Genomic DNA, 14,321 nt, shown 5'->3' with positions numbered 1-14,321 from the left:
TAGAGGGTCCAAAACTGCTGTTGAAAGGTGCGAACAAATCGTGAAAAAAATCAGCCTATGTATGGTTACTGTTCTTCTGTTTGCTGCATTCATAACAGCTGGATGCCAGAACGAGCCTTCTGGTGTTGGACAAACTGTGCTAACAAAGACGGAGACCGCTCAGGCTGCTGTGTCAGCAGATGAGGTAAATAAGAATGATCGAGCATTTCTTACTGCCTTTAAGCAGTCGCTTGCGCGGGCTGAAAGAATTGTAGTCGAATATAATCTGATGCTTGCCGAAATGGAGCATCAAGATGAGGCAGAGGAGGCACTAGAGCATATGAAGACAGCTGGCCGAGAGATGCTCTATTTGTGGAATACGATTCACAATGAATCTCACCCGGCCCGAAAAGATCTCCAATTGATTAAACAAGCGTATGAAACTACGCTTATGACATATAAGAAGGGAATCGATCTTCAGATAGAAGGTCTTACGCAATCGAGTGGAGCGAAGGCGATCGAAGGGAAAGAACTTACAAAAAAAGCGGAAAGTGAGCTGAAAAACCTCAAAAACAACAGATGAATAATGGTAGTATAGGGAAAAGCTTCTGTTTTCACGAAACAGGAGCTTTTTCTTTGTATAAGAAAAGAAAGACATGCTATTTGCCACGTTCGGATAAAAGCTGGGAGACGGTGACGAACTGAAACCCTTCTTTTTCGAGTCGCTCAAGAATCGTCTCGACTGCCTGCACGGTCTGGGTACGATCACGCCCGAAATCGTGCATGAGCACAATATTGCCGGGGCGGGCATTTCGGCACACATGATCGGCGATTTTTTTTGCTTTTGGGTTGGCCCAATCTTTTGTATCCTGCGTCCAGGACCACATGATGACGCGATGCCCACCTGCCGCTTTAGCAGCCTTCACAACTTTCTCGCTATACTGTCCGCCGGGTGGTCGGAACAAGAGTGGTTTTTGGCCGATCGTTTGTTCAATAATCGTATCAGTACGGCGGATTTCATCTTCTAATTCCGTCCCTTTGATTCTAGACGGAGACGGGTGGCTATACGTGTGATTCGCAATCTCGTGTCCTTGTTTTTTCATCTGCTGAACGAGAGCGGGATGGAGTTCTACCCGCTGTCCGACGACAAAAAAAGTGGCGTGTGCATGATGTTTTTCAAGAGCGGCCAGAATTTGTTTCGTATAAAGGGGATGTGGGCCATCATCAAACGTAAGTGCGATTTGTTTTTTTGTTGTGGACACGTCCCATATAATATCACCGGTTGCCTCCCAGTACGCGCGGGTTTGCTTTCCAGCATAAGCAGCAGATCCGTTCCCTGCGAATAGGATGAAAGACAGTACAAGCAGGCTGATGACACGGATGTTCATGGCAGTCGGTCTCCTTTCCGAAACGTAATGATATGACTAGTGTGTGTATCTTACCCGTATCTCATGAGTGAATCTGTTATAATGGCAGAGAAAAAAAGGGGGGATGCGTATGATGGGACGAAGCCATCTTGCACTTGGGGTCATGAGTGGCTTGCTCGTTGCCCGGGGTGCGCAGGCACCGCTTCCGGAAGGAGTTGTGCTGACTACACTGGCTGCGGTATCAGCACTTGTGCCCGATCTCGATGTGGACGGCCTGTTAATGCGACGACTTACAGAGCGTCCGCTTACATGGATACGCCGCCTGTTTGGCTACGCAGGTGTGATACTCATCTTGCTTAGCTACTTTCCTCATACACGCAATGAGCAGTTTGGGACTGCGCTTGTCGGCTTGCTCTGTCTTGGGGTCGGATTTGTGTTAAAGGACCAATCGGCTCGTCGTTGGATGTTATCTTTAATGGGCGTGTTACTTGCTGTATGCAGCTTGTATTGGCGTCTTGGTGAACATATGTTTACATTATCCGGGCTGACGCAGGGAATGCAGGAGAGCGAGCGTTGGCTTATCTGGCTTGGTTTATTTATTGCAATCGTGCCGCATTTTCCACACCGTACATATTCTCACACGCTGTGGGCGCTTGCCGTATGGGGGGCGATCTGGTATGAAGCAGAAGCATCGCTTCGGATGGAGGGCCTGTTTATGGCGGGGATCACGGGGTATGCCTCGCACTTGTTGGCGGATACACTAACGGTTTCGGGTATTCGGTATTTGCATCCATTTCCACCCACTGTGCGTCTACCATTGATTCGTACGAAAAAAGATCGGGCACGTGAGCATCTGATTGTCATTGTTTTTGGAGTGGCCACTGTACTCCTCTGGTTTTCGGGTCCTCATCTTCCGCTTGAAATCTTAACGAAATCTTAATATAGTTAAGGTCGACAGAACGAAATCAGCAGCGGATAAAGGGGACAACAGAAATGCAACCATTTGTTTCGGTAATCGGGACTACTTTTATTGATTGTAAAGGCTTTGCAGCACAAGCGTACCAGCCAGATGGCAGGAATCTCGGCAGTATTCAGTTCGTACACGGCGGTGTGGGGCGCAATGTTGCGGAGAATCTGGCGAATCTGGAAGTGCCGACCGGCTTTGTATCGTCGGTAGATCGGACGGGTCTCGGGGATGAAGTGCTGGCACGCCTGGCGCGGGTGAATGTAGAGACGAAGTATGTGCAGGCATGCGAGAAGGAAGGCATGGGCATGTGGCTGGCCATTCTTAATGAGAACGGTGATCTGGCTGGTTCGATCTCACAGATGCCGAACCTTGGCGCATTGGAAGCGGCAGTGAAACGGCACGGGGATGCTCTCGTATCCGAGTCGACCCATATTGTGCTTGAAATCGATCTGACGGAAGCGATCGCTCGCGAGACGCTAACCGTAGCTCGTTGTCATAATATCCCAGTATATGGAATTCCGGGCAATCTGGATATTGTTCAGAAGCATCCGGACCTGCTCGACGGGATGGAAGGGTTTATCTGTAATAACTTTGAAGCAGATCAACTGCTCGGTATAGACTTTACCCATCTTGGACGTGCGGACCAGCAGGCAGCACTGGCGGCGTTTGCTGAGAAACACGGCCTGCGCCAGTTTGTTGTCACATTGGGTGAGAACGGATCTGTATTTTATGATAGTCGCACGAAAGAAGCGGGCTACCAGTCGGTATTCCCGGTCAAAATGGTGGATTCCAGTGGAGCGGGTGATGCATTTTTCTCCGGTACGGTTATGGGGCTTGTACGCGGCCTAACACTTGCGGAAGCAGTCGTGTGCGGCACAAAGGTGGCAGCCTGGACGATCGAATCGCCGGAGAATAATTGCCAGACGCTGTCTGTGAAAATGCAGGCGGACGAGGTGTTCCAGCAATTGTTTGTAAAGTAAGTGTGCGAATTAGGGAGGAACTGTCTCAAAGGTCAATGATGGCCATTGAGACAGTTCCTTTTTTAGTGTCGGTCACGGCGAAGTGGTGTTGAATTAATGATGAAGTACGCGATAATTAGTACAAGAACGACAAAGGCGTACAGTAGAGTATGCATTGGGTTGTCATGATTGACGATGATAAGTCGGATCATCGCGGTAATTCCAATGTACAGAAAGTAGCGCAGGGGAAAGTGGTAATTTTCCTGGAAATATTTAGATATCATAGCGATGAATTCAAAATAGAGAAAGAAAATAAGAACGTGTTCTAGCACTTCATGAACGGCCGGAGCATGCGCAAGTGAAAGAAGGAGTAGTCGGGTTTCTTTTACTAGCAGGATGCACAGTACGGCGGCGAGCACCAGAAGAGCGACATTTAGCATGCCCTGCAACAATGTTGAAATGGTGATGGATCGGATCGTCCTTTTTATGGACAAATTCATAACATCCTCCGGAAGAATAAGGTAGTTTTGCACCATCATTATACTACGGTCTTTTCGATCGGAGGATTGGATTCATCATTTTTTTACAGATTTTTAATATCAGGGTAGTAGAAACGTGCTCTGCTCTGCCTGCTCGGTTCGCTCGTACAGGCTAAGAACATCGTCGTTTCGGCTGCGTCCATAATACGAAGAGGGAGCATCAATCCGATTGATCCAGACGTGTGAGGCGCTCCCGTCCGGGCGGGCGAGCCATACATTCGCCTGTGTGCCCTGCACCCGTTGCCAGGCGAGCTGGTTGCTGTGTGGCAAGTATACAGGTGCAATATCACTGGCGTTATTCGGCGGTGTTTCGGTAAGTGCGCGTGCGACTCCGCTTGGAATGGTAAGGCCATACAGACGGGAGGAGGGGACGGTAATTATATTCGAGAACGGTTTGCTTTCTTTTGCACGTGAAACAACGAGATACGTGTTGGATATCCATTCCAGATCACGGTCTACGTAGCCGTTTGGGGTCAGCGGCGCAGACGGGACAGCGGTCGGGGATGAAAGGCGCAGCTTCTTGTTTTCAAACGCATAGCGTCCACCGCCTGCGATATAGCCCAGACGATTCTCGGAAGGGGCCCAGGCGAACCACGATTCGCTGTTCAGCATTTCTCCGATGACACGGAATGTCCGACCATCCGCCGATACGATGCAGAGCATATCGCTGTCCATAGACAACGAAGCAGTAGGCGAGACGATGAATGCGATCCAGCTGTGATCTGGCGACCATTTGAATGAACTGGTGCCGATCGCTTGAATGGTTGCTCCGTCCTTGCTGATTTCATTCGGTAGCGTATAGAGAAGCTGCACTTTTTTCGGATCGAGCTTGGCGTCAATTGGGACGGTGTACAGCTTTGGATTCGTCCAGCCAGCCGGGGTCAGACAGGCGGAAGAAGACACGAGAAAACCACTGCCGTCCGGCTGCCAGCTGTAGTTGTCGACGGCGAGTGCCACATTGCGAAATGGAGTCGGACCATCAGGGGATATGTCTGACACATTTAGCACGCCACCGATCTGGAAGGCAAGTGTATTTTGATCAGGAGCCCAGGCAATCTGACTGGCCGCCCCGCTGTATACGGTATGCGTCCGTCTTGTTTTTGTATCATAGACGTATAGTTGCTGCTTGGATGTTCCTTGCAGGTATGCCACCCATCGTCCGTCCGGTGACCAGCGCGGCGTTGTGCACGGCTTGCCCTGTGAAATTTTCACTTCGGTTGTACCCTGTTTCGTCCAGACAAATCCATCGCGAATAAACGCGGCGGATACAGAGGTAGAAGCTGCATAGCTACCTGCAGGAGCTGATACAGTCAGCAGACAGAGAAGAAGAAGTGTGCGAAAAAACATAGCCAGTCCCCCATTTGTATAATCATGTACATAGTGTAAGGAATTGTGGAGAATTGTATGCGAATTTTGTGTGTATAGAGTCAGCAAATCCGTTCATTATAAGACACGTGGAGGTGGATATGATGAATCAACTGACTGTACGTGAATTAATGATGATTGAAGATGAGATCCGCGCTGAACAACTGACAGCCAAAACGATGAATTGGTGTGCGTGTGCCTGTGAGGATCATGCGATGCGCACCCAGCTTGAACAGATGGCAGAGCAGCATCAGTTGCGGGTGGGCGAGCTATCACAGTATTTTAATCGTTCCAAACATATGCAATAAGTGAGGAGGGAATACGATGCCGAACAATATAGAAGGGCATGGCCTGACAGATCGGGAAATGATGCAGTTGTGTCTCGAACTGGAAAAGGCACGCATTCACAGTAGTAGCAGTGCGCTTATGGAGACCAGTCATGAAGAGTTGCGCCGCATTTATACACGTAGCTTTGAGACAGCCTGTACGAATCAGCAACAACTATTTACAGCGATGCAGCAGTATGGGTTGTATCAAGTAGCTCAGGCGACAGCGGAACAGATCAATGCGGTTCAGCATGCGATGCAGAATAACTTAAATCCGGGAAGTCGAGCATAAGCAAGCATAATGGCGGCCACAAGCCGTCATTTTTTGCGTTTTTATGACGCAGGGTGATAAAATAAGTGCGCAGATGGGTAAAATGAAAAATAAAGATTCTTACCAAAAGGCGGTGATTTCATGTACCCCAAAGGACCGGTACGTCTGATGTACCGCCTGTATCGTCATATCTTTCCAGCCGTAAAAGCGGAGATCAGCCGATGGCGCGCACGGGCCGCGCAAATTCCAGATCCGGAATTACGAAAGCAGGCGCTTGATAGCATCAAAAATAAAACATTCCACTGTGAAGGTGGTTGTGTGTATGCATCAGCCGAAAAAGAGCATGCCCCGCAGCTGATCCGGCTGATCGTGGCGTATCAGACGATCAGTGATTACCTTGATAACTTGTGCGATCGTTCCACATCAGCTGAGGCGGATAATTTCACCCGGCTTCATCAGGCGATGCTCGATGCAGTAAGCGGGCAGCATTCGAGAGATGTGGACTATTATTATGCTTATAACGTAGAAAAAGACGACGGTGGTTATCTGCGTGATCTAGTCGCGGCATGCCAGACCGAAATTGCACAGCTTCCACAGTATGCGCTCGTGCGGCATCATGTGATCGAACTGGCATCTTTATACTGTGATTTACAAATACATAAACATGTGACGCCTGAACAGCGGGAGTCACACCTGTTCGTCTGGTGGCAGGAGATGCGTCATCTTGCACCGCTTCTCGAATGGCAGGAATTCGCGGCGGCTACTGGATCAACACTCGGGGTGTTTCACTTGTTTCAGGTGGCGTCTTCTCATGCTCTTACGGCTGCACATGCCGGGGCTATTCGCGAAGCGTATTTTCCGTGGGTATGCGCGTTGCACATTTTGCTTGATTATTTGATTGACTTAGAAGAGGATCAGCTCGGTGGGGATCTGAATTTCATCTCGTATTATGGGAATGAACAGCACATTTACCGCCGCCTGCATTACATCGTAGAGCAGGCGCAGCAGCATGTCGAGGTGCTGCCGGATGCGAAGTTTCATCGCATGATTATCGATGGGCTTCTTGGTTTATATTTATCAGACGGCAAAGTGGGTCGCCAGCCTATGGTACGTCGGATTGCCCATTGGATGATCCGTTCGGGCTCACTTCCCACGAAATTCTTCTTCCTGAACGGACGAGGCTATCGAGGTGGCAAAGCTATATTACAGGCCCCGCCGGTCGGCAAGTAATACAGGTTTCCTCACCAGGTAAAATGCGGTATGATGAATACGATGCAAAACTGGTAAAAGGAACGAGTGATTAACGCATGATTGTAACAACACCGCATGAAGCGGGTGCGGCAGTAATCGCACAGGCGCAGGAACTGGCACGGGAATGGGGTGTGCCATTCGTGGAACGCCGCAAGCAGCCGCTCTCCCGCCTGTATGCACATAGTCCGGATGTGCTTGTGATCACAGAAGCAGGATTCAAAGCGCACCGTGAAGGGGAAGCACGCCCGCTGTTCTTTCATCCCGGAATGGCAATGCTTCGTATAAAACGCTTGCTTAGCGGCGATACTGATGCCATGGTTCAGGCGTTTGCTCTTATGCCGGGAGATGCTGTGCTTGATTGTACGCTTGGTCTGGCAGGTGATGCGATTGTCGCCTCATATGCGGCGGGAGCTTCCGGACGTGTGGTGGGCCTGGAATCGAGCAGTATTTTGGCCCGTGTGATGGCAGATGGACTGACCCGATACGAAAGCGGAATTCAGGAATTAGATGAGGCGATGCGCCGGATTGAAGTGCGGAATGAGCAGCATTTGACTTTTCTTGCGCAATGTGAAAATAATAGTTTTGATATTGTGTATTTTGATCCGATGTTTTTTGTACCCATTGAGGCATCGGAGAGCATTTCGCCACTTCGACCGTTCGCGGATCATGCACCGCTTATCGAGGAAGCGGTGGCGGAAGCTGTGCGAGTGGCGCGTCGCCGCGTTGTGATGAAAAACCATAGCCGGAGTCCGGATTTTGCGCGGCTTGGATTTATGCGTATTCCGAAGGCGGTGGAACGCACGTTTACATATGGCATCATCGATACAGGAGGTGATGCGTGATGACAACAGACAGCAAGCAGCGTGTACTTGCGATTGTCGGTCCGACATCCGTTGGCAAGACGGCGCTCAGTTTAGAGCTTGCGATCAGACATGGCGGAGAGATTATCTCTGGAGACTCCATGCAGTTTTACCGTGGTATGGATATTGGGACCGCCAAGGCGACGGAAGAAGAACGGGCGTGTGTGCTGCATCATATGATCGATATTTGCAATCCTGATGAAGAGTTCACGGTCGCTGATTTCCAGCGGCGGACAACTGGATTAATTACACAGTTGAACGGGCATGGGAAGCTACCGATGCTCGTAGGTGGCACAGGATTGTACGTGCAGTCAGTATTGTATGATTACCAATTCTCGCAGGCAGGGCAAGATGATAAGTACCGCGCCGAGCTTGAACAGTTTGCCCGCGTTCATGGGCAGGAGGCGCTTCATATGCGGCTTGCGGAGATTGATCCGGTAACAGCTGCCAGGTTGCATCCGAATGATGTGAAACGCTTGATCCGTGCGCTTGAGATTTATCATCTGACCGGGCGGACGATGGCGGAACACCAGGAGCGCAGCGAGCAGTCGCCGTATGAGCTCCTTATGATCGGTCTAACAATGGATCGAGCCCTTCTCTATGAGCGTATTAACCTGCGGGTTGATATGATGATAGAGCAGGGGCTAATAGAGGAAGTGGCTAGACTGCTTGAGCAGGGCTACGATGCGTCCCTGCGCTCTATGCAGGCGCTTGGTTACAAGGAGATTATCGCGTATCTTCACGGACATACGACACGTGAGGCGGCAATTGAACTTGTGAAGAAGCGGACGCGCAATTTTGCCAAGCGTCAGCTTACATGGTTTCGGGCGATGAAAGATATCGTCTGGTTTGATCTTACACCGGGTACAGACCTTGCGGGGACTTATGAAGCAATTTATAAGCTGACGGAAGGAAAGTTCGGACAAGCGCCGAATATATAAACCTTAATCTTAAAGATAAAATAGGAGGTACTATCATGGCCAATACAATCAACATTCAGGATACGTTTCTTAATCACTTGCGGAAGGAGAACGTGCCTGTCACGATTTACCTTGTGAATGGGTTTCAGCTCCGCGGTTTGATTAAAGCGTTTGATAACTTTACCGTTGTGATTGATACGGATGGCAAGCAGCAGCTTGTATACAAGCATGCGATCTCGACATTCCTCCCGCAGCGCCCGGTATCCCTTATGCCGGACAATGCGAACAACAACGACTAACGTATGGCCACATCGAGCCGGACAGCTACACTGCTGTCCGGTTTTTTTCTGTTTTATCTGCTGACATCGCTTCCAAAACAGAGTAAGATAGAGGGCGGTAGCTAACAGAGAAGCTATTAGTATAGAAAATAGAGGAAAAGGTACAGGAGATAGAGGACATGAAAAAGGTAACAGCAGTCGTTTTATTCGTGCTACTTATGTGTGTGACGCTATACCATGTGTCCGGAGAAGCAAAACCAAAACTGCCGGATACAGGCGTTGTGGTACTTGGGTATCACCATCTGCTGCGGGACGAAGAAAATAAGAAGTTCCGCGACAATCCGTCAGTATTGTCGGTGGAAGCGTTCGAGCGTCAGATGGCGATCTTGCATGAAGCAGGCTATCATACAGCTACACTTCCGCAGCTACAAGAGTATGTAGAAAGAAAAATACAGTTGCCGCGTCGGACGGTCGTGCTGACATTTGATGACGGGTATCGCAGCAACTATCGGTACGCATACCCGATCTTGAAAAAGTACGGATATACGGCCACGATATTTGCTATTGGCGATGCGATTCAGGACCGTAACTCTGGCTTTCATCCAGATGAACTTGATTATATTAGCCGGGATGATATGCAGAAGTATGCGGACGTCTTCGACATTCAATCGCACACGTATGCGCTACATGATAAAACATTGTGGATGAGCAACATGATTATGAAGCCGCAGGCCACGGTACTTGCAGATCTTATAAAATCGAAAGAGATGTTTCATGCTCGTTATTTCGCCTATCCGTACGGCTCGTATACAGAGGAGACCATTCAGACGGTCAAAAAGGCAGGATATGAGCTGGCATTTACGACGAAATATGGCAAAGTGCAGCCCGGTGATCCACCGCTTACACTCAAGCGCATCCTTGTTCATCCAGGTATGACCGATCAGCAGTTTAAAGCAATTTTTTCTGATTGACACGATTGTTCGGACATGATACATTCATATCTGTTGATTTATAACTTAATATGAAGCTTATCAAGAGAGGTGGAGGGACTGGCCCGATGAAACCCGGCAGCGGCGGCATAATGCTACAAGCTGTGCCAATTCCAGCGGAGCGGCTTTACGCGTACTCTGAGAGATAAGAGAGTTAAATGTCCCCTCTTTTGTCTGCACAAAAGAGGTTTTTTATTTTGTCGATAAAAAATAAGCAGCATGTATATAAGGAGGATCTTCGTTGATTTCCATTCGTAATGTAGTCAAAACATACGGTAGTGGCGATACTGCCGTTCATGCGATTAAAAACGCCACGATCGAAATTGAAAAAGGCGAGATTTTTGGTGTGATCGGCTTCAGTGGCGCCGGTAAAAGTTCGCTTATCCGTTGTGTTAACTTGCTTGAACGCCCGACATCCGGTTCGGTTGTCATTAATGGGACGGATCTGACGAAGCTGTCGCAAGATCAGCTGCGCCAGGCACGCCGTAAGATCGGCATGATTTTTCAGCATTTTAATTTATTGTCTTCCAGCACTGTGTTTGAAAACGTAGCGGCGCCGCTTCGTCTGAATAAAACACCAAAAGAAGTCATCCGGAAAAAAGTAACGGAACTATTGGAACTCGTCGGCCTAGCACATCGTGCACAGGCGTATCCGTCCCAGTTGTCCGGTGGTCAGAAGCAGCGTGTGGCGATTGCGCGCGCGCTTGCGAATGACCCGGAAATTTTGCTATGCGATGAGGCGACCTCGGCTCTTGATCCGCAGACGACTGAGTCTATTCTTGATCTGTTGCTTGATATTAATAAGAAATATAATTTGACGATTATGCTCATTACGCATGAGATGCACGTTGTAAAGAAAATTTGTGATAGGGTAGCCGTTATGGAAGAAGGCGGTGTTGTGGAGACCGGGACGGTTCTCGATATATTCTCCCGCCCGCAGCAGATGACGACGAAAAACTTTATTCGCAGTATTTTTGATGATCAGCTTCCGGAAGGCCTGCTGGATCGGGTACACCATGTGCCAGGTAGCCGTCTTGTCCGCTTGACGTTCATTGGCGAAAGCACGGGGCACCCGGTATTAGCTGAGCTGACAGAGAAATTTCAGTTAAAGCCGAATATTTTGTTCGGTCACATTACACAAATTAAGGACACGCCATTCGGCTACCTTGTGATTGCGATTAACGGGGATAGTACGGTGCTTGATAAAGCCGTAGACTACGTGAAGCAGCAAGGAATTGGAGCGGAGGTGATTGAGCATGTTTAATGGAATGGACCCGCAATGGGATTTGTATCTTCCCGCCCTGCAAGAAACGCTGTACATGGTTGGCCTATCGGTATTTATCGCTACACTCATCGGTATCCCGCTCGGCGTACTGCTCGTCATCACACGTCGGGGCCACATTATGGAACAGCCCGTATTCTATCAGATCGTAAGTACGATCATTAATGTTATTCGTTCTGTGCCGTTTATTATTTTGCTGTTTGCGATCATTCCATTCACGAAACTTGTGACCGGAACGTTCATCGGCAAAGAAGGGGCCATCGTACCGCTTGTCGTCTATGCTGCCCCGTATATTGCACGGCTGATGGAGTCCGCACTGCTGGAAGTAGATGCAGGTATTATTGAAGCATTTCAGGCGATGGGGGCTACGCGCCGCCAGATTATTTTTAAGGTCATGTTGAAAGAAGCGCGTCCGGCACTTGTACTGTCGTTGACGATTGCTGTGATCGGCTTAATTGATGCGACGGCGATGGCAGGCATTATCGGCGCAGGCGGTCTGGGTAATCTAGCGTACCGCTACGGATTCCAACGCTGGGATACGCTTGTAATGCTCATCACGGTTATTATTTTGATCATTCTTGTGCAGCTTCTACAGACGCTTGGCAACCGAGTTGCACGTTCCATGCGCAAAGACTAATAGAACACGATGCAGGCGACACAGGCGGAGAAAGCAGGGGGCTTTCTTCGCCGGATCGCCTTTTGTTTTCGGATGTATTTTCGTAATTTTCCACCAGTTTTGTACATAAGGAGAGAAGAGACGTGACATTTATACCTTCAGACGCTATGAATCGACTGCCGGCACAGTTTTTTGCCGGTCTTACTCGAAACGTACACCGTATCGTGCAGGCAGGACACGATGTCATTAACGTAGGACAGGGGAATCCTGACCAGCCGACACCGCCGCATATTGTAGCAGCGCTTCAGCGAGAAGCGGCGAATCCGCTGCACCATAAGTACTCGCCGTTTCAGGGGCGGGACGAACTGAAAGAAGCGATTGCACACTGGTATAAGCAGGAACGTGGTGTCGAGCTCGATCCGTATACTGAAGTGGCGATTTTATTCGGCGGCAAAGTGGGTCTTGTGGAGTTAAGTACTATTTTCTTGAATCCGGGGGATGTGTGCCTAGTTCCAGACCCTGGTTATCCGGATTACTGGTCCGGTGTGGCGATGGCGGGTGGTGTGATGGAGATGATGCCGCTGCGTGCCGAGAACGATTTCCGCCCGGATTTTACGAAGATTGCCCCAGAAGTTGCGGACCGGGCAAAGATGATGTTCCTGAACTATCCGAACAATCCGACTGGTGCGGTGGCGACGCCGGAATTCATGGAAGAAGCGGTACAATTCTGTCTGGATCATAATATTCTGCTGGTGCATGATTATGCGTACGGTACGATTGGATTCGATGGGGTAACACCGCCGAGCTTCCTTGAAAATCCAGATATGAAGCGGGCAGGCATTGAAGTGTATACCTTGTCTAAAACATACAACATGGCTGGCTGGCGCGTTGGATTTGCGCTTGGTAATCCAGAAGTCATTCGCCTGATCAATCTGTATCAGGATCATTATTTTGTGAGTTTGTTCGGAGCGGTGCAGATGGCTGCGGTTGAAGCGCTGACGGCTTCCCAGCAGTGTGTATATGATCTGTGCGCCAAATACGAGTCACGCCGTAATGCATTATATAACGCATTGAACCGCATCGGCTGGCGGGCAACACCGACGTCCGGCTCTTTCTTTGCCTGGCTCCCAGTTCCGGATGGATATACGTCATCGTCACTTGCCGATCTGTTGTTGAACGAAGCACACGTGGCAGTTGCCCCGGGAATCGGCTTTGGAACCGAAGGAGAAGGATATGTTCGTGTTGGATTGCTCGTGGATGAACCGCGTCTTGAAGAAGCAGCGGAGCGGATCGCGAAGCTGCAATTGTTTCGATAAGGTACACAGATACAAAAGTACCCGGATGGGAATGAATCCCGTCCGGGTACTTTTTGTTTTTAGTGTGTTTGTGTGTTGTTGTCCGTCTTTTGTTCAGCCGGCTCATCTACCTTACAGTCTCCACAAATCCAGTGATTGCCTGTCTCCTGGTTCTGATTCGTTGTTTTGCCGCAGTTATCACATGTAATCATGTCGTTGTCCTCCTCTAAACAAAAGATGGTGTATAATTCTAGTGTATACGGAATTGCAAAAAAATCAAATGATGTAATTGTATTTGTATGGAATGATGAAACTATTTGGAGAGTAAATCGTAAATACGGTATAAAAAATTGGAGGTAGCGGAAATGAATGCAAAACCTGCCTGTATTATTATTCACGGAAGTACGTTTTTTGCCCCGATTATTGTACCGCTTTTGTTTATGCTACTCACACAAGATGATTATGTGAAAGAGAAGGCGACGGAAGCATTGCTGTTTCATGTGATGATGACGATTGCTGCGGGCATTGCCGCGATTCTTATGCTTGTGCTGATTGGATTTTTGCTCCTGCCGATCCTAGGGCTTATCGCGCTTTATTATCCGCTTAAAGGAATATGGTATGCGATTGAAGAGCGCCCCTTCCGTTATCCGATTGTACATAACTGGGTGCGGTAAGAGAGATGGGAATAAAGTGAGGAACGACGCGGGTTCTGCTTAGATGCAGACCGCGTCGTTTTTGGTAGAAAGGGTAATTTGCAACCAAATTGCAAACCTACTAGTCGCTTTTTCCTGGATATTAGGTAGCGCATGGGGATGGGTGTCTAAGGTGATACTGACGTTTAATTGAACACTCCCCCACTTTCGCTATCGCTTAGAAGTGGGAGTCTTCTCGGCTGAAATGATAAATCTCATTTAATTCTCATCGTATTCTCATTTTTTAGGGAGTATAGTATGGGGTATAATTTAATTTGTAGTCCAATAAAATTTACTTTTAATTTTCAGTGGCAAATTTATGTTTGGGCAGACATTTAGCGTAATACTAATGAGGTAAAACAAAA

The 14,321-nt window shown here is 48.8% G+C and carries 18 protein-coding genes and 1 riboswitch; of the genes, 14 read left to right on the top strand and 4 right to left on the bottom strand.

From position 1 onward, the window contains the following. Positions 1–40 precede the first annotated feature (40 nt). Positions 41–562, top strand: a complete 522-nt coding sequence (locus tag CB4_RS14265) for a hypothetical protein (protein WP_096466440.1) — start codon at positions 41–43, stop codon at positions 560–562. A 76-nt stretch (positions 563–638) separates the two neighbouring features. Here the strand turns inward: CB4_RS14265 and CB4_RS14260 are convergent, their stop codons facing one another. Next, positions 639–1,367, bottom strand: a complete 729-nt coding sequence (locus CB4_RS14260) for a polysaccharide deacetylase family protein (RefSeq protein WP_096466439.1) — start codon at positions 1,365–1,367, stop codon at positions 639–641. A gap of 109 nt (positions 1,368–1,476) precedes the next feature. On the opposite strand from CB4_RS14260, the gene CB4_RS14255 reads away from it, so the two are divergent. Beyond that, a complete protein-coding gene (locus CB4_RS14255; RefSeq protein ID WP_157737988.1) occupies positions 1,477–2,286 on the top strand; it encodes a metal-dependent hydrolase in 810 nt (269 codons plus the stop codon). 53 nt (positions 2,287–2,339) lie between these two features. After that, positions 2,340–3,293 (top strand): carbohydrate kinase family protein, encoded by a 954-nt coding sequence (locus CB4_RS14250; RefSeq protein WP_096466437.1) that lies wholly within the window; start codon positions 2,340–2,342, stop codon positions 3,291–3,293. A 62-nt stretch (positions 3,294–3,355) separates the two neighbouring features. On the opposite strand, the gene psiE is transcribed toward CB4_RS14250, so the two are convergent. Then, complete coding sequence (psiE, locus tag CB4_RS14245) at positions 3,356–3,772, bottom strand: phosphate-starvation-inducible protein PsiE (RefSeq protein ID WP_096466436.1); 417 nt, start codon at positions 3,770–3,772, stop codon at positions 3,356–3,358. 99 nt (positions 3,773–3,871) lie between these two features. After that, a complete protein-coding gene (locus tag CB4_RS14240) occupies positions 3,872–5,158 on the bottom strand; it encodes a TolB-like translocation protein (RefSeq protein ID WP_096466435.1) in 1,287 nt (428 codons plus the stop codon). A 119-nt stretch (positions 5,159–5,277) separates the two neighbouring features. On the opposite strand from CB4_RS14240, the gene CB4_RS14235 reads away from it, so the two are divergent. From CB4_RS14235 to CB4_RS14190, 10 genes are all read left to right on the top strand, one after another. Further along, positions 5,278–5,484, top strand: coding sequence for a hypothetical protein (locus CB4_RS14235; RefSeq protein ID WP_231956018.1), 207 nt, complete (start codon positions 5,278–5,280; stop codon positions 5,482–5,484). A 16-nt stretch (positions 5,485–5,500) separates the two neighbouring features. Further along, on the top strand, positions 5,501–5,794 hold the full coding sequence (locus tag CB4_RS14230; RefSeq protein WP_096466433.1) for a spore coat protein: 294 nt from the start codon (positions 5,501–5,503) through the stop codon (positions 5,792–5,794). A gap of 120 nt (positions 5,795–5,914) precedes the next feature. Continuing rightward, complete coding sequence (locus tag CB4_RS14225) at positions 5,915–7,003, top strand: tetraprenyl-beta-curcumene synthase family protein (RefSeq protein WP_231956017.1); 1,089 nt, start codon at positions 5,915–5,917, stop codon at positions 7,001–7,003. A 77-nt stretch (positions 7,004–7,080) separates the two neighbouring features. Next, positions 7,081–7,866, top strand: a complete 786-nt coding sequence (locus CB4_RS14220; RefSeq protein WP_096466432.1) for a class I SAM-dependent methyltransferase — start codon at positions 7,081–7,083, stop codon at positions 7,864–7,866. Continuing rightward, positions 7,866–8,825: a tRNA (adenosine(37)-N6)-dimethylallyltransferase MiaA gene (gene miaA, locus CB4_RS14215; RefSeq protein WP_096466431.1), complete on the top strand. Its 960-nt coding sequence runs from the start codon at positions 7,866–7,868 to the stop codon at positions 8,823–8,825. The genes CB4_RS14220 and miaA overlap by 1 nt, the downstream gene beginning before the upstream one ends. Before the next feature lie 35 nt (positions 8,826–8,860). Then, positions 8,861–9,103 carry an RNA chaperone Hfq gene (gene hfq / locus CB4_RS14210; protein ID WP_096466430.1) on the top strand — a complete coding sequence of 81 codons (243 nt, stop codon included), beginning with the start codon at positions 8,861–8,863 and terminating at the stop codon, positions 9,101–9,103. Positions 9,104–9,261: 158 nt separating this feature from the next. Continuing rightward, on the top strand, positions 9,262–10,053 hold the full coding sequence (locus CB4_RS14205) for a polysaccharide deacetylase family protein (RefSeq protein WP_096466429.1): 792 nt from the start codon (positions 9,262–9,264) through the stop codon (positions 10,051–10,053). Between the two features lie 54 nt (positions 10,054–10,107). Next, a riboswitch (SAM riboswitch) is annotated at positions 10,108–10,223 on the top strand. 89 nt (positions 10,224–10,312) lie between these two features. Continuing rightward, positions 10,313–11,335, top strand: a complete 1,023-nt coding sequence (locus tag CB4_RS14200; protein ID WP_096466428.1) for a methionine ABC transporter ATP-binding protein — start codon at positions 10,313–10,315, stop codon at positions 11,333–11,335. Then, the gene (locus CB4_RS14195; protein WP_096466427.1) at positions 11,328–11,990 is read left to right on the top strand and encodes a methionine ABC transporter permease; all 663 of its coding nucleotides are present in this window, start codon (positions 11,328–11,330) and stop codon (positions 11,988–11,990) included. The genes CB4_RS14200 and CB4_RS14195 overlap by 8 nt, the downstream gene beginning before the upstream one ends. 122 nt (positions 11,991–12,112) lie before the next feature. Then, positions 12,113–13,285, top strand: a complete 1,173-nt coding sequence (locus CB4_RS14190; RefSeq protein WP_096466426.1) for a pyridoxal phosphate-dependent aminotransferase — start codon at positions 12,113–12,115, stop codon at positions 13,283–13,285. A gap of 59 nt (positions 13,286–13,344) precedes the next feature. On the opposite strand, the gene CB4_RS21885 is transcribed toward CB4_RS14190, so the two are convergent. Beyond that, positions 13,345–13,476: a hypothetical protein gene (locus tag CB4_RS21885; RefSeq protein WP_258365626.1), complete on the bottom strand. Its 132-nt coding sequence runs from the start codon at positions 13,474–13,476 to the stop codon at positions 13,345–13,347. A gap of 153 nt (positions 13,477–13,629) precedes the next feature. Here CB4_RS21885 and CB4_RS14185 point away from each other — a divergent pair, with 153 nt between their 5' ends. Continuing rightward, on the top strand, positions 13,630–13,938 hold the full coding sequence (locus CB4_RS14185; protein ID WP_096466425.1) for a DUF4870 domain-containing protein: 309 nt from the start codon (positions 13,630–13,632) through the stop codon (positions 13,936–13,938). The last annotated feature ends 383 nt before the right edge of the window (positions 13,939–14,321 follow it).

Source organism: Aneurinibacillus soli, from assembly GCF_002355375.1.
Classification (GTDB): domain Bacteria; phylum Bacillota; class Bacilli; order Aneurinibacillales; family Aneurinibacillaceae; genus Aneurinibacillus; species Aneurinibacillus soli.
This window is presented reverse-complemented; position numbering and strand designations above follow the sequence as displayed.